Here is a 24778-nt window from a genome sequence, read left to right on the forward strand (position 1 = left end):
CCGCGACACTCCATTCGACCCACGCACCTCCATCCGGTGCTCGTTTTGGTGCTCCATGGCAAGCCTCCCACAAACTCAGTTGCAGGACGGCATGCCCGAAGTCACATCAAGCCGAAACCACGGGGCTGGCGCACCGCTTACAGTTCAACGTCATCCATCCGCACCCATAAATAGAAAGGGGTTGGCTGGTGCCGCCTTGATCGCCAGCAACCGAAATCCGTGTTCTTCTGCCAAAGGACGAAATGAAGAAGCCCTCTGCTTTCGTGCCAGAACGGTGCCAACTGGTCACCGACTTCGGCTCGCGCGACTTTACCCCGCCGAGATGGTGAGGTTTGGCCGTGTCGGGGCTCGCTTGCCGGACGACACTGCGGCAGACAACTTGCGTTTTGGCGGATTACACGATGAAGTGAGAGGGCCTGCATGACCATCCAAGCCACGGACGAGGCGCTTGATCGGCGTCCAAGAGGACTATTGATGCGTAACACCGCGTTTGCTTCACTGATCCGCGCAGCTTGGCCTATGCGCCTTTCTTCACTTCTGACGACGTTCGCCCTTCTGTTGCTGGCCTGCACATTCGTCGGCGCGGGCCTGACCATCTGGGGCATCGAGGCCACTCGACATAACGATGCCCGGATTGCCCTTGCGAATGCGTCCTACGCGGAACACCTGGCGTTGCAGTCTAACGTAAGCCGCCTGTTCAAGGAAAAGGCTGATCGTCTGCTGGTCGGCGATGGTGCCGACCTGACGTCGAAGATCAATGATGACATCGACGGCAACACCCAAGTGTTGCGTGACCTGATCGCCCGCGAAATCGAACTCGATCGCGAAGAAGAATTCGAGGAATTGGCCTTCCTTGCCCAGGTCGAACGGAAGATTGAAGAAATCCGAGCCAGCTACCGCGAGTTTCTGGCGGAACCACCCAAAGACGATCCTGCGCGCGTGGCTCAGCTGGCGACCTTGCTGAATCGGTCCATCGATCAGGAACTCTCTGACCTGATTGCCGAAGCTCTGGCCGGAGAGCTTGAGGAGGTGGAGGAAAACATGCAGGCTGCTGCCACCTTGCGGTCCAACCTGAGTGCCGCCGCCTGGACCATCATGACCCTGATGGCGGCGCTAACGGCTATTGTCTCTGTAATCTTCCACCGCTGGACATCACGGCCGCTTGCGGAACTTCTGGCGGGTGCCAATGCCTATCGCCAAGGCAATTATAGCCGCGCGCTGAATGTCGGGGGTGCGGCTGAACTGCGCGACCTTGCGGCGACGATGATCACCATGGCCGGGGAAATCGGAACGCGCGAGCGGGAACTGGCGGCTCAGGCTCGCGCGCTTGAGAGAAAAGTCGTGGACCGCACGGCCGAGCTTCGGGAAACGCTCACACGGTTGCAAGATACCGAAGAAAGCCGCCGTCAGTTGATGGCCGATGTAAGCCACGAACTGAGAACTCCGCTCACGATCATCCAGGGTGAGGCCGATATCGCGTTGCGTGGTGGCGCGCAAAGCTCTGAGGAGCAAAGCGATACCTATTCCCGCATCCGCGACGCTGCCCGCCATTCCAGCAAAATCGTCGATGATCTGCTTCTGGTCGCAAGAGTTGAGGCAGGACAGCTCCGCCTGGAACCCCGCAACGTCGATCTCAACATGGCAGTGGCCGATGCGGCATCTATGGCGAACGCAGATATCAAGGTCATACAGCTTTCGACGCCCGCTATCTGCAAGGTTGATGCCTTGCGCCTGCGCCAATGCCTGCTGGCAGCCATGAACAATGCATTGCGCTACGGGGGAAAGCAGGTCTTGGCTCGGGTCGAACAGACCAAGCAGGGTTTTGCCATAATGATTGAAGATGACGGTCCCGGATTGAGCGAGAAAGAGCGCGAGCTGGCATTCGAGCGTTTCTTCAGGGGCTCGGGCGCGCGTGGCGCGGGCGTTGATGGAAGCGGGCTGGGCTTGCCCATCGTGCGGTCGATCATGAAAGCTCATGGCGGCACCGCCGCTCTGCTGGAGCGTGAAGGCGGCGGTTTGATTGTTCGTCTGGATTTCCCGGTCGGGACGGGGACCTCTGCCAATCCTGGCGATGAAAGCGGCGCAAGAACGGCCGCTGGGAACGCGTCCTGAAGGTCTGAGTGTTGGCTCCCCGAGCAGATTCAGTGTTGGCACGGGCCACATTCAGGTGCGCTAACAAAAAAAGCCCTATGACTGGAATAAATTCTGCAGCGTTGCGTTATTCTTGCGTCACTGGTCGGCAGCGATCAGAACGCAGGACGTGCGGGAGTCGCTTATGCAGATACTGTTGGTCGAGGACGAAGCAAGAGTTGCCGATTTCGTGCGCCGTGGCCTGCGCGCGGAGGGGTGGACGATCGACCATGCCAGTTCTGCCGAGGATGGCCTCGAGATGATGGCCTCCACCTCCTATGATGTCGTGCTTCTGGATGTGATGTTGCCGCAGATGTCGGGAGACGAGATGTGCCGTCAGTTGCGCGCCCGTCGAAATGACGTACCGATACTGATGCTTAGCGCAATGGCCTCGACTGAAGATCGTGTGGGCGGGCTACGCTCGGGAGCCGATGACTACCTCGCAAAACCCTTTGAGTTCGATGAACTTGTGGCCAGAGTCGAGGCCCTGTATCGGCGGCGGACCGGCCACAGCGCCCCGGACAAGGACCACGCGATTGTCTTGGGTCTGCTTTCCTATGATCCGGCGTCGATGCAGATTAAACTTGTCGGCCGCAACGTGGATCTCACCACAAAGGAACGCGATGTCCTTGTCATGCTGATGCGCAACAAGGGCAAGGTTCTTGCACGTGAGCGGTTGCTGAATGCGGTCTGGAGCATGGACAGCGATCCACTGACCAATGTCGTGGACGTCACCGTAAGCCGGATCAGGCGCAAACTGGGTGACGCGGGTGCGATGATCGTGACGATCCGAAACTATGGATACCGGCTGGATAGCGAATAGCTTAGCGTGCCGATTAACCTTTGGCGGAGAAAGTTCAACGGTTGCGCCCGAAAACCAACGGGAGCCGCGCCTCTTTCTGCACAGTAAATTGCCCCTGCGTTAAGCCTTCGGCGGGATTGTCCCTTTCGCCCCGCCTTACAGCCCAGAGTTGTGCCGGCTGTCAGGCGCCTTTAACGCCGTTGTCAGAAACGCGCAATGTTCGTGCAAGTTCTACGTCACACCTGCCGATTAATTAGGCTGCAAGAAAACAGAACCCGCATGGGTTCACGCAAACACAAACACAAAGACCGGCCAGCAGGTCATGCAGTTCTGCGGTGCTTACCCTTCGGGCGCCACAGCGTTGTGTTTCTGCTCCCCCATCTGAAGGAGGACAACATGTACCACCCGCCTTTCGCGCCGCTGATCACCGTTCATCGCGTTGCGTCCAAGTCCGGCACGCTGCGCGCTCAAGTCATTACGCCGCCGATGTTGTCGGATCTTCCGCCGCTTTTGGTGCGAACGGCAGTGCAAAAGTTTGCCACGGAAGTGGCGGGAATATAATCTCGGACATGACCACACTGCTTTGTGGATACTTATTCATCCAACTTGGCACAGAAATGCCATCGGGGGGCGATTACATCATCAAAGCCGGCACAGCCGATAGGGTGATGTGCGCCCGAAGATTGCAGGCGCGCCTGTCGCCTCGGGGTCGTTCACCGCGGTTGATCCCAGCGTCTGGCGGCCAACACCACCGCACAACCTCGCGGCGCTGTGCTGTCCTTTGCCGACACCCCGCGCACGGCGATGCTGATCATGCTATGCGGGTTGTTCAGCATCCTGATGAACCACTCTCAGGGCCGCTGAGCGCCGGTTGTGGAGACGTAGATCGCATAAAGTGAGGTCGTGGCCGTGATGAACAGCCGGTTCCGGCGCGGGCCGCCGAAGGTCAGGTTTGCCACGGCCTCTGGCACCAGTATCTTGCCAAGTCGGTGCCCGTCGGGGGCAAAGCAATGCACGCCATCGGCGGCACTGGACCACAGGTTACCCGCCAGATCGGTGCGGATACCATCGGGGATGCCAGCATCGATCAACGCAAACTCCCGGTTATTAGACAGTCGTGCCCCGTCCACGTCGAAGGCGCGGATGTGGCGCGGATTGCTGTCATCATGGCTTGCCCCAGAATCTGCAATGTAAAGTGTGCGTTCGTCGGGGGAAAACGCAAGGCCGTTGGGCTGATTGAAGTCACCTACGACGCAGGCGATCTCGCCGCTGGTGCCATCGATGCGGTAGACGCCGCGGACGGGCTGTTCGGGGGTGCATCTGTAGCCTTCATAGTCGGACAGTATGCCGTAGGTCGGGTCCGTGAACCAGAGGCTTCCATCCGAATGGACCACCACATCATTGGGCGAATTCAACCGCTTGCCTTGATAGGTTTCCGCCAGAACGGTCAGGCTGCCATCAACCTCGGTGCGCGTCACCCGCCTCAGCCCGTGCTCGCATGTGACAAGGCGGCCCTGCCGATCGCGGGTCTGGCCGTTCGAGAAATGCGACGGCTGGCGGAAGGTGGAAACCGCGCCCCCCCCAGCCGCATCGGCCGTCCAGCGCAGGATACGCTGGTTCGGAATATCGCTGAACAGCAGGCATTGCAGGTCATCAAACCAGACCGGACCTTCGGCCCAGCGACAGCCGCTATGAAGTTGATCCAGCAGCGCCGAGCAAACAATCAACTGCGAAAAGGCCGGATCGTCGATCTGATAGAGCGGGGCGGTCATGGCGATACTTCCTTACCGTAGGTTGGCTGTGCGGCCACTGGCCAGCAAGATGACAGTGATGATGATCGCGCCAGTCATCATCAGCCGCACGCCCGCGCCAAGGCCATAGGTGTTGAGCATGGAAACGACCAGAAACATGAACAGCGACGCCCCCCAGATGCCCGGAACGTTGCTGTTGCCGCCCGCTACGGCGGTGCCGCCAATCACAACGACGGCAATCGACATCAGCAAGTATTCCGATCCCATGTTCAGCGCCGCGCCTCCCGAAAAACAGGCCAGCAGGTAGCCGCAGACGGCAGCAAGGATTGCGCATAGCAGGTAGGTGACAAACCGGTTGCCATCGACGGCGATACCGGCCATGCGGGCGGCAGGCAGGCTTTGCCCGATGGCTGCGATCCAGCGTCCGTATGGGGTGCGGTGCAGCAACACCCAGGCCGCCACGGAAATCAGAAGTGCCAGCAGGGCGATGTTTGGGATGCCGAAGCTGGTCTGGGTGGTAAAATCGGCCAGTGCTTGCGGCGGCTTGATGCGCAGGCCGCGGTTGGTCCAAATCGCTGCGGATTGCACGATGAAGCTCATCGACAAGGTGGCGATGATAGGCGGGATGCGCAGCGCCTTGATCAGCGCGTAGTTCAGCATGCCGACGCAGACGCCAACCCCAACCGCAATGGCAAGGCCGTGCAGGATCAGACCGCTCTGGCCGTCCATGTATTTCAGCGACACGGTCCCCGCCAGCGTCATCGTTGCCGGAACTGACAGGTCGATGTTGCCGGGGCCAAGGGTGATCACGAACATCTGGCCAATCCCGACCAGAACGGAAAAGGCGGCAAAGGTCAGCGCGGCCTGTGACAGGCCAACGGTGGACGCCCCGCCGGTGAATGCGATGGTTGCCAGCCAGACCGAGAGGGCGGCAATGAAAGACCAGATCCAGGGCCTTGAAAGCAGCGTCTTCATGGTTTGCCGCCTTTGCTTTCCAGCCGGTTCAACAACAGGCGCAACGCCAGCACCATGATCAGGATCGCACCTTGCGCGCCGATCTGCCAATCGGGCGAGATGCGCAGGAAAGACAGGAAAGACCCCGCCAGCGTCAGCGTCAACGCGCCGATCACCGCGCCAATCGGGGAAATCCGCCCGCCGGTGAACTCACCCCCGCCAAGGATCACGCCAGCAATCGACAAAAGCGTGTAGCGCAGCGCGATATTGGCATCGGCACCGGTGGTCAGCCCGACAAGGCAGATGCCAGCGGCAACAGCAAAGCAGGCGGCCAGCGCGTAAGCCGAGGCGCGCGCGGCGATGATCGACCAGCCGGCGCGCTGCACCGAGCGCTGGTTGCCCCCGACCCCACGGATCAGCACACCGAGGGACGATCGCATGATCAGCAGATGCGCAAAGACCGCGATCAAGGCGCTGGCGATGATGGCCATCGGCACCAGTGGCGGCTTGGAAATCATCACCGCGCGCGCCCATTCCGGTGCGGTGCCGCCCGGCACGGGCAGGATCAGCACGGCAAGCCCCGCCCAGACAAAGCTCATGCCAAGGGTGACAACAATCGATGGCAGGTTTCGCAGGTAAATGATGACGCCCAGGGCCGCGTAGGTGGCAATGGCGGCCAGAAGGATCAGCGCGCCCAACAGTGGTGCGTCATGCAGATAGGTGGCGGCCACGCAGGCGACGAAGCTGACGAAGGTTCCCATCGACAGATCCAGATCGTTGACCGCCATGATCAGCATTTGTGCGACGGTGGCCAAAGCGATCGGCACTGCAAGGTTGAACAGCAAATTCAGGCCATTGTAGCTCATCGCGCGGGGTTGCAGGTAAAACACGCCCGCCAGCAGCAACAAAAGCGAGGCCACCGGGACAGCCAGTCGCAAGGTGTCGGTCGAAATCCTCATGCCGCCTCACCTTCGAACGAGGCGCGCAGGATGTTATGTTCAGAGATTGCATCGCCGGTCAGTTCCGCGACGATGGCGCCTTCGCGAAAGACATAAACCCGGTCGCAAAGCTGCATTTCCTCCATCTCGGTCGAATACCATACGAAGGTGCGGCCTGCTTCGGCCTCTGCGCGGATCATACCATAAACCTCATGTTTGGTGCCGACATCGACGCCCCGCATCGGATCGTCCATCAAGACTACCGGCGCGCGGGTGGACAGGGCGCGGGCGAACAGCACCTTTTGCTGGTTGCCACCCGACAGCGACAGGATCGGGTTGTTCATGTCGGGCGTGCGGATATCGATCCGGACCTTCCATTCGTCGCCCCTGTCGATTTCTGCCTTGTCCTGAACAAAGCCGCGTCGCGACAGATCGCCCAGCGAGGCCGCGGTCATGTTCTTGAGGATGCTCCACAGATCAAAAATGCCGTTCTCGCGCCGATCCCCCGCCACAAAGGTCACGGCGGGATTGCGAATGGGCCACCATTGCGGGCTGTGCCTGTCAAACAGCGCCAGCAACAGCCGGGTCTGGCCATGACCGCCAAGCCCGGCCAGTCCCACAACCTCACCCTTGCAGGCACGGAAGGGCTGGCCTTTGGGCAGGGTCAGTTCCAGCACCGGCTGGTTGGCTGCGGGGGCACGGCGGGCTGCTGTCTGATGCGTGGCCGCACTTCCCATGGCTTCGACCAGACTGGCATGGTCAAAACCGCCAGCACCTCTTTCGGCGACGATCTTGCCGTCCTTCATCACGACGATCCGGCTGGCGGTTTCAAGGATTTCGGTCAGCATGTGGGAAATCAGGATCACCGCACCGCCGTTGGCAACAAAGCGACGGACATGCGCCAAAAGCTGCGCTGCAAGCCCTGCATCCAGCGACGAGGTCGGCTCATCCAGAATGACCAGACGGGGGGGCTGGCCTGCATCAGAAAACGCCATCGCGATTTCGACCATCTGGCGCTGTGCGATCGACAGCGTGCCGACCGGGCCACCCACGTCAATGCCGTGATCGGGGAAGATCGCATCAATGCTGGCGAGGATGATGGCCGCAGCGCGTTTGCGCCAGCCAAAGCCACCCAGATTGCGGTGCATGATGCGGGTGTTCTCGATGATGCTCAGGTTCGGGCATAGCGAAAGCTCCTGAAACACGCACCTTACACCCCGGCTGCGTGCCACACCGATGCCATAGGGAGCCAGCCGCGTGCCATCGCTGAAGACCTCGCCCTGCTGGGGGGACAAGCCACCGTTGATCACCGAAACGATGGTGGATTTACCCGCGCCATTGTGCCCGACAAGGCCGATGCACTCACCGGGGTGGATCGACAGCGACACACCGTCCAATGCACGCACCTCGCCGAAACGCACGGCAGCGTTGACGACTTCCAGCACGGCGGGCGGCATCGGCAGGGTCATGCAGGTATTCCAGCACACAAGAACGGTGACCTGCCCCACGGGAATCATGGGGCAGATCTTGGGCCAGCGCGACAGGGCGCGCTGGCGGTTCCGAGGTTACTTGGCGCCGTCGATCACGGCAATCGCATCGGACTGGCTGTATTCGACGTTGGCGACGCCGCCAGCCTGCGTGTTGGCGAGGTTGGCTTCCAGATTGTCCTGATCAATGCGCAAGAATGGCACTGTCAGGTCTTTCGGCACATCATTGCCATCAAGGATCTGCTGGGCGACCCAGAATGCCAGCGTCGAGACGCCGGGGGCAATTGACACCGACATCGTCGTATACCCGTTCGCGTCCTTTTGCTCTTTCCACCATTTCAGCTCGTCCTCACGGTTGCCCATGACGATTGTGGGCATCGGCCGATCGGTGGCGGCGATGGCTTGTGCCGCGCCATAACCGTCGCCGCCTTGTGTTACGACGCCGACGATTTCTGGCAGCGATGGCAGAAGACCGGCCACAGCTTTTTGCGCCACGTCCTGCGCCCAGTCACCATGGACCGAACCCGCGATCTTGAACTGCGGGAACTGTGCCACGCCTTCATGGATGCCGGCCGATATCTCGTCATCGACAAACACCCCGGCGAGGCCACGGATTTCCAGCAGGTTGCCGCCATCTGGCATTGCACTCGCCAGATATTCCACTTGGCTGCGACCCATTTCCTTGAAGTCCACCGCAATGCGCCAAGCGCAGGGCTCGGTCACGATGCCATCAAACGACACCACGGTAATGCCAGCATCGCAGGCCTCTTTCACCGCGCCGTTCAGCGCGGTTGGCGAGGCGGCGTTGATGACGATGGCATCATAGCCTTGCAGAATCATGTTCTGGATCTGCGCAGCCTGCTCTGTCGCCTGATTTTCGGCGGTTGTATAAGCATCAGCGGCAGCAACAGTGCCATCAGCCACTGCCGGGCCAGTGATCTTTTCCCAGCTGGTCAGCATGGCCTGCCGCCATGAGTTTCCAGCGTAATTGTTTGAAAGTGCGATCTTTTTGTCAGAGGTGTCAGCCAAGGTGGGCATGGTCGCTGCAATGATCGCGGCCGAAGCGAGCAACATCGTTCTGGTATTCATGTCTCTCTCCCTAAGTGTGCTGCGCGCGTCGCAGCTTTGATGGCCCCCCCTCCCGGGCGACCGAATTCTGCTTGTATATTGCTGAGGTTCCTCCACTCAGTGGGATCAGGATGGGTGAGATGCCACGACCTGTATAGGGTTTTTCAGGCAGCGCGTTTGCGGGATTTCCCCAAAACTCTGCGGGTTTCCGCAAGGCCTTTGCACGGGATGCTGTAGGTCTTGTGCGGCTTATCTGCCATGCTCTTGCAGTGCGACGGCGCAATCATGACGGCCTTTGCTGAGGATCCCAATATGGTCGAAACCTCCCCTGTAGCCTTGTTGAACCACCTGTTCAGCATCTCGCGCCTGCTGGCCGGGCAACTGGATTTCCGGTCGGCCATTCTGGCAGTCTCGACAGAGATCTCGCAGATTCTACCGCATGATCATCTGGACGTCTGCATTCTGAGATACGACGGACAATTTCACACCGCCTATGAAAGCGGGATTGAAACCGATTGGGGCAAGCAACCGCATGCGCCCATTGCCAACAGCCCGATCAGGGCGCTGTTGCAGGGCGAAGTTGATCATATCCTTACCCAAGACGCTTGCACCGATCCGCGCTTTCAGTTTGCAGGCGGGTTCTACAAGCCCATTCATGAGCACGGCCTGCGCTCTCGCATCCATGTGCCGATGATGGTGCATGGCGAGGTGATCGGGGCGTTCAGCGCCTCTTTGCAGCGCGTCGGGGGGTATGGCCCCGAGGATGTGCATCATGCCCGCTACATCGCTGATCTTCTCTCGCCGTATTTCTTTGCCTTGCGCGCCGCCGAACAGGCGCAGCGGTCCGCGATTATCGAGGCCGAAGCGCGGGCGCGTGAAGAAGGCTTGCGGCTGGGCGCCCTGAAGCTGACCGCGGCGCTGGAAAGCGAACGTCAACGCATCGGAATGGATCTGCACGATCAGACCTTGGCCGATCTGACCCGCCTGACCCGCCATCTGGAACGCTTACCCCATGGCGGCCCTGCTCATGCAGAGGCGCTGGAGCCGATCACCCGTGGCTTGCAGCGCTGCATGCACGATTTGCGCCAGATCATCGAACAGGCCAAGCCCTCGCTGCTGCAGCTCTTCGGCTTTGCCCATGCGGTCGAACACCACCTTTCCCGTTCAATCCGCGACTCGGGTCAGAACATCGACTGGACTCTGGACGACGTCTCGGGCGGAGCGTTTGATGCGCTGGAGCCGACGGTCAGCGTGGCGCTGTATCGTATCGCGCAAGAGGCGATCAACAACGCGGTCAGTCACGCCGAAGCCGCGCGGATTTCGGTGCAACTTTCGGCCACTCCGGGGCAGATCTCGCTTGCGATCAGCGATGATGGCAAGGGCATTGCCAAGAAGCGCACCCGCGTCGGAAGCGGCATCGACAACATGAAAACGCGGGCGCGGCTGATCTCCGCGCGCTGCACGCTGGCTGCGGGAATTGGCGGCGCAGGCACCAGTGTCGGCATCATGCTGCCACTTGCAGCAGCGATGCAGGCGGTAGCAGAATGAAGGAGGCAGACATGGAAGTGCTGATCGTCGAAGACGACCCGCTGCACCGGTCTTATCTGCGCGAGCAAGTCAGTGCGGCGCTGCCGGAATGCAGCATCATCCATGAAGCCGAGAACGGCCAGCAAGGCGAGATGCTGGCGCGCGAGCACCGATCCACGCATATCGTGATGGATCTGCAGATGAACGCCCGCAATGGCATTGAAGCCGCCCGTACGATCTGGCGCGAACGGCCCGATACCCGCATCCTGTTCTGGTCGAACTACGCCGATGAGGCCTATGTCCGCGGCGTCAGCCGGATCGTGCCGAATGGTGCCGCCTACGGCTATGTCCTGAAATCCACCTCGGAAGAGCGGCTGAAGCTGGCGCTACGGAGCATCTTCATCGAAAACCAATGCGTGATCGACAATCAAGTGCGCGGCATGCAGCAGCGTAGCTTCGCGCTGACCTCAGGGTTCAGCGATTCAGAATATGAAATCCTGATGGATATCGCACTCGGTCTTACCGACCGTGCAATTTCGGATCGCAGGCACCTTTCCCTTCGATCGGTGCAAAACCGGTTGCAGCAGATCTACAGCAAACTTGAAGTGCATCAGGACTCCGACCTCCCACGCAATGAGACAGCGTTCAACCTGCGGGCAAGGGCAGTGACGGTGGCAATGCTGCGCAAACTGCTGAACTACGGCGCGCTGGAAAAAGCCGAGGTCGAGTTGCAACACTGGCTGCGCGGGCGCTAGGAACTGGTGCGGTAAACGCTTCGGGTTGCCTGTCGCCGCATGAAAAAGGGTTTCTAAGCAGGTTGTGCAGAAAAAGGTTAATTGGAGGCAAGACGCGCGACCATCTTCATACAAATGCCACATTTGGTTCCAAATTTGACTACAATGTCAAACCGGATTCTACCTATGGGGGTGGGGAGTCGATGGGAACAGCGCACGCCAGAATTGCACAACTGCTATTTGCGGAAGAGCATCCGTTTAACTTCAAACAGCTTATCGAGGAACTGTACTGCACTCTGACGCAGTTGGACGATACCGAAGTGTCCTTGGAATGGGACGGCGCGCATCTCGCACGTTTCGACCTGCCTTCCGTCCGAATTGTATTGGTGGCCATTGATCGTCCTTGCAAAATCTGGGCGACATGCATGACCATTTCTGTTGAGCCTTCACCAAACGGATCGGAACTTGCCTGCGGTGCCAGCTACGAGCTTACGTGTTCAAGCCTGGTTAAGTATCTGAGCCGGCGCCATGCTGCGGTGACGACGATCTGGCATCAGGTGAAAGAGCCGCTGACCACCGATCTCCACAACCGTTTGGCAGCGGCTCTACCGCTTCTGACGCTTTCGCTCCGGTCTGCGGGAACTGAAGAAGTTTCCACAGCGAGTGCCTCCATGGTGCTCAACTCCACCGAAGAGGCTGAATTGATGAACGCGCCTCAGAAGCAAAGCGGCTTAACGCTTGTGTACCCTTGCCGGGCACCTGAAACCAGGTCACCCGAGTATCGCTATGGATTTGGCACAGAACAGGTCGCCAGAAGATCCTCGACATCGTTAACCAATTCCGTCCGCAAGAATTCGCGATCGCGGGCCAACATTGCGCGTGCACGAGGCAAGGCACATTTCACCGTGCCAGAACCTACGGTTGTGTCGATTACCGATGCTGTCAGAAACAATGCCTCGCTTCCCGAAACGTTCGACCGTGACTTCGCAAGGGTTCGAGATACCTTCAACTATGTTGAACCCGAGCAGATCCGCCCTTCTTTAATCACTCCGTTGCGCTTCGCAGCCTATGCCATGAATGCAGCGTTGATCCTTGTCTGGAGTCCGCTGGGGCTAGAGTGATGCCCTGTTGTCGGCGCGGGGGCGTGCGGCAAAGCTGGCCACCAAGGTTTGCCAGCCTGTGCCGCTTGGAATGCGGCGTGTAGCGGCGCCTACGTTTGTTCTCTGCCAGCCGAAGATCCTTTTGAGATCGAATGTGTCTTTCGTCATGAAGCTTGGCGGATTTTGCTCTGATGTAAAGTTGGGGGACTTTCAGATCAATCGGTGGCAAGCCACTCTGCACCCAATTGCTGAAGGTTGTGCGGCAGACCCAATCGACCGAATGGGCGAGACCGGCGCACGGACGCACCTTGCGCTGCGCGGCTTCATGATCGACCAGATCAGGCTGAGTCGGATGACTTCTGGAGATGTGCCAACCCGCCAGACTGTGTGGCTGGGCTCCCCCTAAGCATCAGCGCGTTGATTTTGCGTACATGCAGTGAAGTGCTCTGCTGATCGGTTCTAAACTGTTGAATTTAGTTCAGAACTGAGCCGGTTCTTGGAGTGAAACCGACGGACTGGATCACGGGGGTGCTGAGGATCTGATACGCTGGACGGGCCTTGCATGGAGAAAGCGCCATGGCGACCTGCGGTCCTTGCCGTCGACATTCGACACCGTTCAGATTACGGATTTGCCTGAACATCAAGGCTGGCATCGTCGGGCGGCGCGGTGCGCAGCGCAGGCACAGCATTTCGGCAAATCTCATCCAGCTTTGGCTTTCTCAGTTCGATCGCGGCGCGCTGAAAGGCAAAGAGCTTGGGGTCAATGTAATTGCCGAATACGAAGCCCGCATCGCCGCGCAAGCAGAGGCGAACAGTGAAGCAATTGCACGCCGATCTGGTGATGCTTGTTTTTACCGACGAGGTCTTCTGGGGTCACTGGCCCGTTCAAGTGGAGTTGGCGCTTTTCATCTCCACCGTGCGGATTCCGGCGCAGTGGTTGTGCCGCAGCGGTTGACCAGCCGGTGACCTACAGCGTCGAAGTTGAGCAATAGGTCACCACGGTTGATCGATTTGATGATCGTCCGAAGATTCAGGTCCGACCGTAGACCTGCAGTATCGGTAGATCGAACGATAAGTCCTTGTTTTACTTTGTAGATGTCAACAATAAAATACCGTCAAGCCGAGCAGTTTGCCGTGCAGACTTCGGGCATGTCTTGCAATTTGGCGACGCGGAGAGCAGACACGGGCCTGTCGGCACGAACAAGCGCCACGCCACTGGCAAGGGCGATGCTGACAAAGAGGCGATGATCGCCGCCTGATTTTCAGGGCGCTGCACTAAAAGCGGGCGTTTGCAAAAAGGGGCGATGCAGTGTCAGACCTTCGCTTGCCGTGCAACATGCGCCTTCCAACTGCCTAAGGCTGTAATCTCTGGCGCGCCCGTCAAGGAATGGGCCTCGCACAGAAAACCGCTTACCTCTCGGCCATCGTCCAGTGTGATCTTGCCGATGCCCAAGGGCGCAGGGATTGCGTTGACGAACATGCCAAACCCGGCGGCGGGCAGGCTCCAGACCTCGACCGCGATGCCAGGGCCGTCAAAGCCCGGGTCACGCAGAAGGCCCGGTTTGGCAGGCAAAGCGTCGGGCAGCACATACAGCCGGTAATCGCGGGCCGTTGTGCAGGCGCGTTTGAACTGCCCGCCCAGCCCGGTCAACTGACTGTTCAGCGGCATGCCCGTCAGATGCGCACCGACCACCACCACATCAATGCCCAGATCGGCAACGACGGGCCGCGCGGCAGGCAGCGCGGCCTTGCGGTCGGCACCCATGCCCAGACCCAAAGCGCGGTGCAGCGTGTCGGCAAAGGGGGTAAGCGCATCATCGCTGAAACCGGGGCCAACCAGCGTCACACCTGCGGGCAGGTGCCCGGTCTGATCAAACCCGCAAGGCACAGCGATGGCGGCACATCCCAGCAGGTTGACGAAGTTGGTATATCGGCCAAACTGACCGTTCAGGCGGATCGGGTCGGCCAGCATGTCGGCCACCGTATGGGTTGTCGGGCTGGTGGGCAGCAGCAGGATATCGACGCGTGCCCATTCGGCATCGGTTTTACGTTTCAGTTCCAGCAGGCGGTATTGCCCGTTAAAGGCGTCAACCGCCGTCATGCCCTGCGCGCCCGAAATGATCTTGCGCACGGTCGGGTCCATCTTGTCGGCATTCGCGGCTATAAACTCTTCGATCGCCGCCAGCCGTTCGGCGACCCACGGGCCATCATACAAAAGGCTCGCGGCCTCACGGAAGGGGGCATAGTCGATGGGCACTATCTGCGCACCCAAGGCTTCGGCCTTGGCCACTGCAGCATCATACAGCCGCTCGACCTGCGTATTGCCGAAAAATTCGCGCTCGACCCCGGCAAGAACGCCAATCCGCAACGTGGCGGGCAGGCCCACGGGGGTCGCTGCGCGCGAATAAGGGTCGGCGGCGTCGAACCCCTCCATCACCCTGCGCACGGCCACCCCATCGGCCACGCAGGCCGACAGGACGGTGACGCAATCCACCGACGCACAGGCAGGCACGACGCCCGTGTTCGGCACCAGCCCCGGCGTGGGCTTGATACCGACAAGGTTGTTGAACATCGCAGGCACCCGGCCTGATCCTGCGGTATCGGTGCCAAGCGCAAAGCTGACGATCCCGCTAGCGACAGCCACCGCCGACCCCGAACTTGACCCGCCCGAGACATAATCGGCATCAAACACGGATCGCGGCGCACCATAGGGGGATCGTGACCCGTTCAACCCGGTTGCAAACTGGTCAAGGTTGGTCTTGCCCACCAAGAGCGCCCCCGCCGCCCGCAGCCGCGCCACGACGGTGGAATCCGTTGCCGGATCATACGCGTAGGCCGGGCAGGCAGCGGTGGTCGGTAGGCCGAACGCGTCGATATTGTCTTTGGCGGCAAAGGGGATGCCCCACAGCGGCAACGATCCGGGCACCGGATGTGCAGCCATCAGCGCAGCCGCCGCCGCCCGCAGGTCTGCATCGGGCACGGTCGAGATAAAGATCGCAGGATCGCGCGACGCCTCCCGGCGCGTGATGACCTCCTCCACCAGTTGAAGGGGGGTCAGCGTGCCGTTTTGGTAGGCCTCTGTCAGGGTGGTCAGGTCAAGCATCAGGGGCAGCATTCAGATATCCTCCAGCACAAGCAAGGTGTCGCCGCTTTTCACATTGCTGCCCGCTTGGGCCGCGACCGAGCGCACGCGCCCGGCCTGTGGTGCGGTAACTTCAAATTCCATCTTCATCGATTCCACAATCGCCAGTGGGGCACCTGCGGCCACGTTGTCACCGGGCGCGACCATCATTTTCCACACATTCCCCGCAACAAGACTGTGTACACCGACACAACCCGCCGGAACATCGGCCACCGGGGCCACCGGGGCCACCGGGGCCACATCGGCGGCAGAGGTGGCTTCGAACGTGTCCAGCCCCTGATCCTTCCAGCGTTGGCGCTCGGCCTCGAACGCCACCTGCTGACGGGTCTTGAATCCGGCAATCTGGTCCGCGCGCGTGGCCAGACCTGCCTGATGTGCGGCATAGTCAAAGGTGGTTTCCTCAACCCGCACCGGATAGGCACCGTGCGGAAAGGCGGCGCGCGCTTCGGTCAGTTCTGTGTGGCTGGCGGGGAAAAACCGGATCTGGTCAAAGAAATCCAAGAGCCACGGCTTGCCCGCGCCAAAGGCCGGCGTCTGCCGCCATGTGTTCCACATCTGGATGGTGCGACCAAACAGTTGGTATCCGCCCGGCCCCTCCATCCCGTAGATGCACATATAAGCACCGCCGATGCCGACGGCATTCTCGGGCGTCCATGTGCGGGCGGGGTTGTATTTTGTGGTGACCAGCCGGTGCGCCGGGTCCAGCGGCGTGGCGACGGGTGCGCCAAGGTAGACATCACCCAGACCCATGACGAAATAGCTTGCATCAAAGATCATGCGGCGGGTGGCGTCCTCATCCTCCAAACCATTCATGCGGCGGATGAATTCGATGTTGGACGGGCACCAAGGCGCATTCGGGCGAACGGTTTCCTGATAGCGGCTCATCGCCAGCTGAATGTCGGGGTCATTCCAGCTAAGCGGCAGATGCACGATGCGGCTGGGCACGCTCACCTGATCAACCGGGGGCAGACTGGCCTCGATCTCGGCCAGCAGGCCCAACAGGCGCGCGCGGGGCAGGGTGGTGCCGTCATAGTGGATTTGCAGCGACCGGATGCCGGGGGTAAGGTCGATCAGCCCCGGCAGGTGCGCGGCCTGAACCGCCTGCATCAACAGATGCACCCGCAGGCGCAGGCCGATGTCCAGCACCATCGGGCCATATTCGACCAGCAGGTTGTCGTCACCCTGACGGCGATACACCACGGGCACGGGCGCATCTGGCGACTGGGCGAGGATGGCCGAACCGGTATCAAAGCCCGCGCGGTGGATGGTTGGGCCAGCCAGCGGGTCGGCAGGCCGATGGGCAGGGGTAAAGCGCACAGAGTTGCCCGGCCTTAGCTGCCCGATCTTCCACAGATCTTCACGCGCGACCACCGCAGGGCAGACAAAGCCGCCAAGGCTGGGTCCATCCGGGCCAAGGATGATCGGCATGTCACCGGTAAAGTCGATGGCCCCCACCGCATAGGCAGTGTCATGCAGGTTTGACGGATGCAGCCCCGCCTCGCCGCCATCTGCGCGCGCCCATTGCGGGGCGGGACCGATCAGCCGCACCCCGGTACGGGATGAGTTGTAATGCACCTGATAGGGCGCAGAAAACAGCGTCTCAATATCGCTGTCTTGCATGAAATCGGGCGCGCCATGCGGGCCGTACAGCACCGCAATCTGCCAGTCATGGGTCAAGGGGGCGGGGCCATCGGGGGGCGTCGCCGATTGGGCGGCGCGGGCCAGCGGCAGGATATCGCCCGCGCGCAGGGTGCCGGTCGCATGGCCACCGAATTGCCCAAGCGAGAAGTTGGACTTTGATCCATAAATATCGGGCAGATCAAACCCGCCCGCCACTGCCAGATAGGCCCGCTGCCCCGGTCCAGTGATCGCACCGATGGACAGCACCTGTCCGGCGCGCAGGTCAACGACAGTGTCGGTCACAGGTTGCCCGTCCACCTTCATCGGCATGTCAGCACCAGCCAGTGCCACCCGGCAATCGGCCAGCGCGCGCAAGGTCGGACCAGAAACGGTCAGTTCCAGCGCGGCTGTTCCATCCGCATTGCCCACCAGCCGGTTGGCCTGCACGAAAGACCGCGCATCCATCGGTCCGCTGGGTGGCACTCCCACATGCCACAGCCCTAGCCGCCCCGGCAGATCCTGCACCGAGGATTGCGCACCGGGGGTCAGCACCTCGATCAGATCGGGGGCAAAGGCAAAGTCGCGCAGCGACGTGGTGGCGACCTGACCAAGTGCCAGCAGGTCAGACCCCGCGATTGCCCGCAGATATGCAAGGTTGGTGCCAATCCCGTCGGCGCGGGTCGCGGCCAGCGCCGTTTGCAGCTTGGCAATTGCCTGCGCGCGGTCTGGTGCGGTGACGATCAGCTTGGCCAGCATCGGGTCATAATAGGGCGTCACCTCGGTGCCCGTCGCGACCCAGCTTTCCACGCGGCAATCGGACGGAAAAACCACATTCGTCAAGCGCCCCGTGGCCGGTTTGAAGCCGGCATGGGGCATCTCGGCATAAAGGCGCACCTCGATGGCGGCCCCTTGCGGCGTCAGCGGGTCAGAGGGGATCACATCTTCCCCCGCCGCCTGCCGGATCATCCATTCCACCAAATCAATGCCGAACACCTGTTCGGTTACCGGGTGTTCCACCTGCAGGCGGGTGTTCACTTCCAGAAAATGGAACGCCTCGCGGGCCGGATCATAGATGAATTCCACCGTCCCGGCACTCTCATAGCTTACCGATTCGCACAGCCGCACCGCCGCCCTGTGCATGCCCGCGCGCACCGCGTCAGTCAGGCCGGGGGCGGGGGTTTCCTCCAGCACCTTTTGATTGCGCCGTTGTAAGGAACAGTCCCGCTCACCCATCGCAATCACCCGGCCCCGGCCATCGCCAAAGACCTGCACCTCGACATGACGGGCGCGGTCAACGAAACGTTCCAGAAACACCCGCGCATCGCCAAAACTGGCCGCAGCCGTGCGGGCAACACCGTCCCACGCGGCGCGCAGGGCAGCGGCATCGGCACACAGCGTCATGCCAATGCCGCCACCGCCCGCCGTGCTTTTGAGCATCACGGGATATCCCACCGTTTCGGCCTGCGCCAAGGCATCGTCCAGCCCCGCAAGCAACCCGCTGCCGGGCAACAGGGGCACGCCACTGTCCACAGCGATCTGGCGCGCCGCGTGTTTCAGCCCAAAGGCGCGGATATGGTCGGGGCGCGGCCCGATAAAGGCGATCCCTTCATCCGCCAGTGCCTGTGCAAAATCTGCATTTTCGGCCAGAAACCCATAGCCGGGATGCACGGCTTGCGCCCCCGTCGCCTTGCAGGCGGCAATCACGGCGGCGGCGTTCAGATAGCTTTCCGCCGCAGGCGCAGGCCCCAGCCGCACCGCTTCATCCGCCTGCAAAACCACGGGGGTAAATCGGTCGGCATCGGAATAAACGGCAACCGAGGCAATCCCCATCTTGCGCAACGTCGCCAGCACCCGCAGCGCAATCTCGCCGCGGTTGGCAATCAGAACCTTGTTGAACATCATCCGGCATCCCTGATTTCCACCCGGATCGGGGTGGGGTCAAAGCCGTTGCAGGGGTTGTTGATCTGCGGGCAGTTCGAGATGACGCACAGCACATCCATTTCGGCCACCATTTCCACATGGTCGCCCGGCGCAGAGATGCCGTCATCAATCGTCATCGCGCCATTCGGGCTGATCGGCACGTTCATGAAGAAGTTGATGTTGGGCACGATGTCGCGCTTGGACATGCCATGCCGCGCCAGTTCAAGGATGAAATTCTCGCGGCAGGCGTGCAATTGGCGGGTGGCTTCGCCAAAACGCACGGTGTTGCTTTCGCACGAACAACAGCCCGCGCAGGTATCATGCCGCCCGGATGTGTCGGCGATAACGGTCAGCATGACGCGGCCATCGTTCGACATTACCTTGGTGCCCGTCGTGATATAGGCCGCCCCTTGCGCGCGCATGGTGTCTTGCGCAGAATAGCGTTCGCCGTGGTCATGGGCGTTGTAAAAGATCGTGTCGATGGCCTGCTGGCCATAGGCGTCAATGATGCGGATAATCTGGCCCTTGCGCACGATGCCAGACCATGGCTTCTCTGCCGGAATGTCATGTATTTTCATGGCCTTATCCCCTTGCATTGTTGTCAAAGCCACGGACTGCCTCGGCCGTGGCGGTGCGGCACAGGTCATCCTCGGCGATGGCCATGGCGGCTTGCAGCGTCAGGGTCACGGGCGGCACATCGCCCGTGGTGGTATCCAGCGGATGGCGGGTGTTCGACAGCGCCAGCACCAGCGGCATCTCGGCGCGCAACTCGACCCAGTCATCGCCCGACAGCAGCGTGCCGTTCCAGAAGAACCGACCCGCCGCATCCACCCGGACGGGGGCAAAGAATGTCATCAGCATCGGCAGGTCGCGCCGGTTCAGGCCCAGCTTGGCAACCGCAAGGATCATGTTTTCGCGCGTGTTACGCTCATGGGGTGTGCCGGGGCCTGTGGGGCCGGAACCACCCGTCAGCACATCATGCCCGCCGGAACTGTCCTCGACAATCGACAGCATCACCCGGCCCATGTCGGAAAAAAGCACACGGCCCTTGCGCAATTCGGTTGTCCATTGAACCTTGACCGTGTCGGGCAGGTTCAACCGTTCGCTGCGATCGGCATCGGCCCATGCTGCAAGCGACACAGACCCGCCAAGGCCCCCCGATTGCAGGCGCAGAACCTGACCTGTCTGCATCGCCAACTGGGTGTACCAGCCGCCCGTGATGACCTCGTGGCGCAGCACATGCGCGGGTACAGGGGCAGGGCGGGGGCTGGGGGTTGGCGGGGATTTTGGCGTAAACGTAAGACCTTTGCGCTGATGATCTTCATAGCGCGCGCGGTCGGCGGCAATCGCCTGCGGCGGGCGGGGAATGTGCGGCATCATGGAAGGGATCCTTCGGTGGGGCGGGTCGTCCCGGCAGTGATGGCAAAGCGGTTCAGGTCGTCCTGAACGGGGTCAATATCGGCGTCATAGATTGTCTGGCGTCCGGCTACGCGTGGCGGCCAGATCGCGATATCATTGGTGATGGTGGCCCCGTAGCGCTCGCGTTCCTCGGGGCGGTTGCGGGGACGGTCAAAGGCGATGATGCGGGTGGCCAGCGCAAAAGCTTCGCGCATGTCATGGGTGACCATGACGACGGTCATCGCGTGTTCGTGCCAAAGGCGTCGCATCAGGGTGTGGATTTCGGTGCGGATGCCGGGGTCCAACGCGCCAAAAGGTTCATCCAGCAACAACAGTTTTGGCCGCATCATCAGGGTCTGCGCCAGCGCAAGCCGTTGCTGCATGCCGCCCGACAACTGGGCGGGGTATTTCGCCTCGGCGCCCGCCAAGCCCACCTCGGCCAACAGGGCAACCGCCTCATCCGCCAGTTTGCGCCGTGCTGCCCCCCACAGCCGCCCGGTGAGGCGCGCCGCGCGCAATTCCGGCCCCAGCATCACGTTTTGCAGGGCTGTCATATGAGGAAAAACCGAATAGCGTTGATAGACCACACCCCGGTCTGGCCCCGGTTCTGATGGCAGGGGTTCTCCGTCCATCACGATGGTGCCGCGTGTCGCGCGTTCTTGTCCCAAAAGCATCCGCAGGAACGTGGTCTTGCCACAGCCCGACGGCCCGACGAGCGCAACAAAAGCGCGCGGTGCGATGGTCAGGTTGACGTTTTCCAGCACCACCTGGGCCCCGTATTCCTTCCACAACCCCTGGATTGTCAACGCGGTCATGGCCGGACCTCTGCCCACGGGTACAGGCGGCGGCGCAGAAGGCGCAGGCACAGGTCCATCGTCACCGCCAAAAGCGTGATCCACAGGACATAGGGAAAGATGATGTCCATCGACAGATAGCGACGCACCAGAAAGATGCGGTAGCCAAGTCCGCCTTCGGCCGAAATCGCCTCGGCTGCGATCAGGAAAAGGAAGGCAGGGCCAAGTTGCAGGCGTAAGCTGTCGATCAGGCGTGGCATCACCTGTGGCAGCACCACGCGCCACGCCACCAGCCAACTGGAGGCCGACAGGGTTTCGGCCTTGACGATCTGCTCTCGCGGCAGGGCGATGGCGGTCAGCGCAAGGTCGCGTGTCAGGATCGGGGCGACGCCAATCACGATCAGCGCAATCTTTGACACCTCGCCCAAGCCCAGCACGATGAACAACACTGGCAGCAGTGCCAAGGGCGGCACCATCGACAAAAAGGCGATGAACGGCCCCAGCATGGCACGGGCCACCGGCAAAACGCCGTTCAGCAACCCCAGCACCAGCGCGATCACCGTGGCGATGGCCAGCCCGGACCACAGGCGGAGCAGGCTGGCGGCGGTATCTGTCCACAACAGGTAATCGCCCGTGCGCCTGTCGGGGGTAAAGGCCATCACCTCGATCATCCGCCCCATTGCGTCAAGCGACGGCAGCAGCTTGTCGCCCGGGTTTTCGGCCAGCCTCAGCGCCGATCCGATCAGATAGGCGATGCCAAGGATAACGAAGGGCAAGGCTGCCAGCAGCACCCGCCCCCCGCGACCGGGATGCATGTTGATCAGGCGCATCGGGGCGGACCTTACAGTGCGCCGTCTGCGGCCATCTGCATATAGTCGGCGGTAAAGCGCAGCTTCACGTTCGCCGCATCTCCCAGCACGGTGCCGTCTGGCAATTCGATGCCGATGACATCCGCCGAAGGCGCGCCAACCCCCAGGAGACCCTTGTCGAACAGGAACGCACGCACAAGATTCATCGTCGCCGACAAATCGGGCGAGGTGGTAAAGGCCACGGCAGCGGCAGCTTGGTCAAACAGCTTGGTTGCCGCCATCTGTGCCTCAAACCCGGCCTGATCGGTGCCCGATGCCGCCCCCATCGCTGCGCGTGCCTCTGCACCTTCGGGGGTGTCGGACACCATAAGGGCCGCCGTTTCATACCAGATGCCCGCAAGCGCACGGCCAAAATCGGGGTTTTCGGCCAATGATGCCGTGCTGGCGACCATCAGGTCGATGATTTCACCCGGTATCTGGCTGGAGTCGAACACCTTTGTGGCATCAGGCAGGCCGTTGATTTCGGCCACCATCGGGTTCCAGGTGACCATCGCCGAGACATCGGAGGTCTGGAAGGCACCGACCATATCCGGGTCGGCGGTGTTCACGACCGATACATCCATTTCCGACAGGCCCACCGAGTCGAGCGCACGGGCCAGCAGGTAATGTGATACCGAAAATTCCACGAGGTTGACCTTGCGCCCGGCAAGATCGGCCAGCGTGCCGGCCCCTTTCAGGAACACCGCGTCATTGCCCGCCGAAAAATCGCCCACGATGACAGCCGTGGTGTCCACGCCGCCAGCGGACGGGATCGACAACGCATCCATGTTTGTGACGGTGACCGCATCATAAGCGCCCGCTGTGTACTGGTTGATCGATTCCACATAGTCATTGAACTGCGTCACCTCGATGGTCAGGCCATACTTATCGGCCCATTTTTTGACGATCCCCGCATCGGCAGCATAGCCCCATGGCATCCAGCCCACATAGATTGACCATGCCACCTTGAAATCGGTACGGGCCTGCGCGATGGCCGGGCCAGCCATGGCAATCGCCAGCGTCGAAGCCCCCGACAAAAGCAGCGTGCGACGAGAAATCATGGTTCTTCCTTTCCTGTTCAAAGGGGAATGGACGAACCTTCGCCGCCAATCCCTTGGCTTGACGAGGCCTCCCGGGTTTTTGTCCCGCCGTGCGCCACCGGGGATGTCTCTCCCGTTGGTGACAGCTCTCGGACCAGACGCACGAACCCGTGCCGGAACCCTAGCCGCCAAACTCAGTTTCAGGTTTGCCCGCCGATGCCCACGCTGCAATGGGTGAGGCGAGGAGCAGGGCTGACGGCCAAGCGATACGCTTACGCATTGGGCAGGACTGCGGTTGGTTGCCTTAAATATAGGCGGCGAGTCATGTGCGGCGTCGGTGTGTTCTTTTGCCTTGTCCGCTTTGCATGGCGCTGGTGGGGGCCAAAGGTAGTCTGGCACGGCTCCGGCGGTGATAGCCGCTCCATCGTCGCCACAGCGCGCGACCGCGCACGCCTTCCATGGCTTTGCATTCTTGCGCGGCGGTATGACGTCGGCGGCACCCCGCACGGCGATGGCGTCGTGGTGTCAAAGGCCCCATCCGCTGTGACGCTGGCGACCTCCTGCTCGGGAGGGATCTGGTCGAGCAGTTCGGGCAATGAGGAGGGTCAGCAAACAGTCCGGAGGACTGTTTGCCCGACGAATGGCGCATCGCCCACGTCGCCGCTGGTGAACTCTACAGCCGGCTCAGCTACACCCGCTCGTGCCGCCGCAGGTGTTGCACTTCATGCAGGTGCCGTTACGGACCAGCGTGTAGTTGCCGCACTCGCCGCAGAACAGTTTGTTAGGCTCCAGACCCATTGATTTCAGGTTGTTGGCGTGATTCAGGCTCCGCAAGGAGACCGATCCATGAGCAACCTCTACTGGCTGACTGACGAGCAGATGGCTCGGCTTAAACCCTTTTTCCCCAAGAGCCACGGGGTGCCGCGTGTCGATGACCGTCGGGTCTTGAGTGGGATTATCTTCATCAATCGCAATGGCTTACGGTGGTCTGACGCGCCGAAGGAATATGGCCCGGCGAAGACCCTCTACAACCGTTGGAAGCGATGGGGTGACATGGGCGTCTTTGCCCGGATGATGGAAGGGTTGGCCTCCCAGGCAGCAGTTCCGACGACGGTGATGATCGACGCGACCTATCTGAAGGCACACCGCACGGCTTCGAGCCTCGGGGTGAAAAAAGGGGGCGCGGTCGCCTGATTGGCAGAAGCAAGGGCGGAATGAACACCAAACTGCATGCTGTTACCGACGAGAATGGACGACCCATCCGGTTCTTCATGACTGCCGGGCCAGTCAGTGACTATACCGGAGCCGCAGCCCTGCTGGGTGGCTTGCCAGCGGCGAACTGGTTGCTGGCAGACAGGGGTTATGACGCCGATTGGTTCAGAGAAGGCTTGAAAAACAAGGGGATCACGCCGTGCATCCCTGGCCGGAAGTCGCGCGGCAAGCCCATCAAATACGACAAGCGCCGATACAAACGCCGCAACAGGATCGAGATCATGTTCGGAAGGCTCAAGGACTGGCGACGAGT

20 protein-coding genes, 2 pseudogenes and 1 riboswitch are annotated in these 24778 nt (G+C 61.1%); of the genes and pseudogenes, 8 read left to right on the forward strand and 14 right to left on the reverse strand.

The features are described 5' to 3' along the window. The first annotated feature begins 474 nt into the window (after window positions 1-474). From Q8K08_RS09370 to Q8K08_RS09380, 3 genes are all read left to right on the forward strand, one after another. Entirely contained in the window at window positions 475-2112 is a 1638-nt protein-coding gene (locus tag Q8K08_RS09370; RefSeq protein ID WP_305249907.1) for a cell wall metabolism sensor histidine kinase WalK, read from the forward strand. Window positions 2113-2275: 163 nt separating this feature from the next. After that, window positions 2276-2953 (forward strand): response regulator transcription factor, encoded by a 678-nt coding sequence (locus tag Q8K08_RS09375; RefSeq protein ID WP_305249908.1) that lies wholly within the window; start codon window positions 2276-2278, stop codon window positions 2951-2953. Window positions 2954-3328: 375 nt separating this feature from the next. After that, complete coding sequence (locus Q8K08_RS09380) at window positions 3329-3493, forward strand: hypothetical protein (RefSeq protein ID WP_305249909.1); 165 nt, start codon at window positions 3329-3331, stop codon at window positions 3491-3493. A 290-nt stretch (window positions 3494-3783) separates the two neighbouring features. Here the strand turns inward: Q8K08_RS09380 and Q8K08_RS09385 are convergent, their stop codons facing one another. The 5 genes from Q8K08_RS09385 to Q8K08_RS09405 all read right to left on the reverse strand — a co-directional run bounded on the left by Q8K08_RS09385 (window position 3784) and on the right by Q8K08_RS09405 (window position 9151). After that, entirely contained in the window at window positions 3784-4704 is a 921-nt protein-coding gene (locus Q8K08_RS09385; RefSeq protein WP_305249910.1) for an SMP-30/gluconolactonase/LRE family protein, read from the reverse strand. A gap of 12 nt (window positions 4705-4716) precedes the next feature. Then, window positions 4717-5658, reverse strand: a complete 942-nt coding sequence (locus tag Q8K08_RS09390; protein WP_304802637.1) for an ABC transporter permease — start codon at window positions 5656-5658, stop codon at window positions 4717-4719. Next, on the reverse strand, window positions 5655-6596 hold the full coding sequence (locus Q8K08_RS09395; protein WP_305249911.1) for an ABC transporter permease: 942 nt from the start codon (window positions 6594-6596) through the stop codon (window positions 5655-5657). The genes Q8K08_RS09390 and Q8K08_RS09395 overlap by 4 nt, the downstream gene beginning before the upstream one ends. Next, window positions 6593-8044, reverse strand: a complete 1452-nt coding sequence (locus Q8K08_RS09400; RefSeq protein WP_305249912.1) for a sugar ABC transporter ATP-binding protein — start codon at window positions 8042-8044, stop codon at window positions 6593-6595. The genes Q8K08_RS09395 and Q8K08_RS09400 overlap by 4 nt, the downstream gene beginning before the upstream one ends. Before the next feature lie 96 nt (window positions 8045-8140). Next, complete coding sequence (locus Q8K08_RS09405; protein ID WP_305249913.1) at window positions 8141-9151, reverse strand: ABC transporter substrate-binding protein; 1011 nt, start codon at window positions 9149-9151, stop codon at window positions 8141-8143. Between the two features lie 264 nt (window positions 9152-9415). Between Q8K08_RS09405 and Q8K08_RS09410 the strand changes: the two genes are divergently transcribed. The 3 genes from Q8K08_RS09410 to Q8K08_RS09420 all read left to right on the forward strand — a co-directional run bounded on the left by Q8K08_RS09410 (window position 9416) and on the right by Q8K08_RS09420 (window position 12512). Beyond that, complete coding sequence (locus tag Q8K08_RS09410; protein ID WP_305249914.1) at window positions 9416-10678, forward strand: GAF domain-containing sensor histidine kinase; 1263 nt, start codon at window positions 9416-9418, stop codon at window positions 10676-10678. Then, complete coding sequence (locus Q8K08_RS09415; protein ID WP_304802648.1) at window positions 10675-11412, forward strand: response regulator transcription factor; 738 nt, start codon at window positions 10675-10677, stop codon at window positions 11410-11412. The genes Q8K08_RS09410 and Q8K08_RS09415 overlap by 4 nt, the downstream gene beginning before the upstream one ends. Window positions 11413-11594: 182 nt before the next feature. Further along, the gene (locus Q8K08_RS09420) at window positions 11595-12512 is read left to right on the forward strand and encodes a hypothetical protein (protein WP_305249915.1); all 918 of its coding nucleotides are present in this window, start codon (window positions 11595-11597) and stop codon (window positions 12510-12512) included. Window positions 12513-13112: 600 nt separating this feature from the next. Here Q8K08_RS09420 and Q8K08_RS09425 read toward each other — a convergent pair. Further along, a complete protein-coding gene (locus tag Q8K08_RS09425; protein ID WP_305249916.1) occupies window positions 13113-13292 on the reverse strand; it encodes a hypothetical protein in 180 nt (59 codons plus the stop codon). Window positions 13293-13305: 13 nt separating this feature from the next. On the opposite strand from Q8K08_RS09425, the gene Q8K08_RS09430 reads away from it, so the two are divergent. After that, window positions 13306-13446 (forward strand): hypothetical protein, encoded by a 141-nt coding sequence (locus Q8K08_RS09430; RefSeq protein WP_305249917.1) that lies wholly within the window; start codon window positions 13306-13308, stop codon window positions 13444-13446. A gap of 357 nt (window positions 13447-13803) precedes the next feature. On the opposite strand, the gene atzF is transcribed toward Q8K08_RS09430, so the two are convergent. From atzF to Q8K08_RS09470, 8 genes and pseudogenes are all read right to left on the reverse strand, one after another. Further along, window positions 13804-15606: an allophanate hydrolase gene (gene atzF, locus Q8K08_RS09435; protein ID WP_305249919.1), complete on the reverse strand. Its 1803-nt coding sequence runs from the start codon at window positions 15604-15606 to the stop codon at window positions 13804-13806. Beyond that, window positions 15607-19152 carry an urea carboxylase gene (uca, locus tag Q8K08_RS09440; RefSeq protein WP_305249920.1) on the reverse strand — a complete coding sequence of 1182 codons (3546 nt, stop codon included), beginning with the start codon at window positions 19150-19152 and terminating at the stop codon, window positions 15607-15609. Further along, entirely contained in the window at window positions 19152-19751 is a 600-nt protein-coding gene (locus tag Q8K08_RS09445) for an urea amidolyase associated protein UAAP2 (protein ID WP_304802658.1), read from the reverse strand. The genes uca and Q8K08_RS09445 overlap by 1 nt, the downstream gene beginning before the upstream one ends. Before the next feature lie 4 nt (window positions 19752-19755). After that, complete coding sequence (locus Q8K08_RS09450) at window positions 19756-20553, reverse strand: DUF1989 domain-containing protein (RefSeq protein WP_304802660.1); 798 nt, start codon at window positions 20551-20553, stop codon at window positions 19756-19758. Beyond that, window positions 20550-21386: an ABC transporter ATP-binding protein gene (locus tag Q8K08_RS09455; protein WP_304802662.1), complete on the reverse strand. Its 837-nt coding sequence runs from the start codon at window positions 21384-21386 to the stop codon at window positions 20550-20552. The genes Q8K08_RS09450 and Q8K08_RS09455 overlap by 4 nt, the downstream gene beginning before the upstream one ends. After that, on the reverse strand, window positions 21383-22195 hold the full coding sequence (locus Q8K08_RS09460; protein ID WP_305249921.1) for an ABC transporter permease: 813 nt from the start codon (window positions 22193-22195) through the stop codon (window positions 21383-21385). Before Q8K08_RS09460 ends, Q8K08_RS09455 begins: the two co-directional genes overlap by 4 nt. 11 nt (window positions 22196-22206) lie before the next feature. Then, window positions 22207-23274, reverse strand: coding sequence for a putative urea ABC transporter substrate-binding protein (locus Q8K08_RS09465; protein ID WP_304802666.1), 1068 nt, complete (start codon window positions 23272-23274; stop codon window positions 22207-22209). Between the two features lie 66 nt (window positions 23275-23340). After that, window positions 23341-23449, reverse strand: a riboswitch (guanidine-I (ykkC/yxkD leader). 201 nt (window positions 23450-23650) lie between these two features. Next, window positions 23651-23849 (reverse strand): annotated as a pseudogene (locus Q8K08_RS09470) (IS5/IS1182 family transposase); the annotation flags it as partial. Between the two features lie 250 nt (window positions 23850-24099). On the opposite strand from Q8K08_RS09470, the pseudogene Q8K08_RS09475 reads away from it, so the two are divergent. Then, a pseudogene (locus tag Q8K08_RS09475) lies at window positions 24100-24778 on the forward strand (IS5 family transposase); the annotation flags it as partial.

Origin of the sequence: Pseudotabrizicola sp. (assembly GCF_030684215.1) — a bacterium.
GTDB lineage: Bacteria > Pseudomonadota > Alphaproteobacteria > Rhodobacterales > Rhodobacteraceae > Pseudotabrizicola.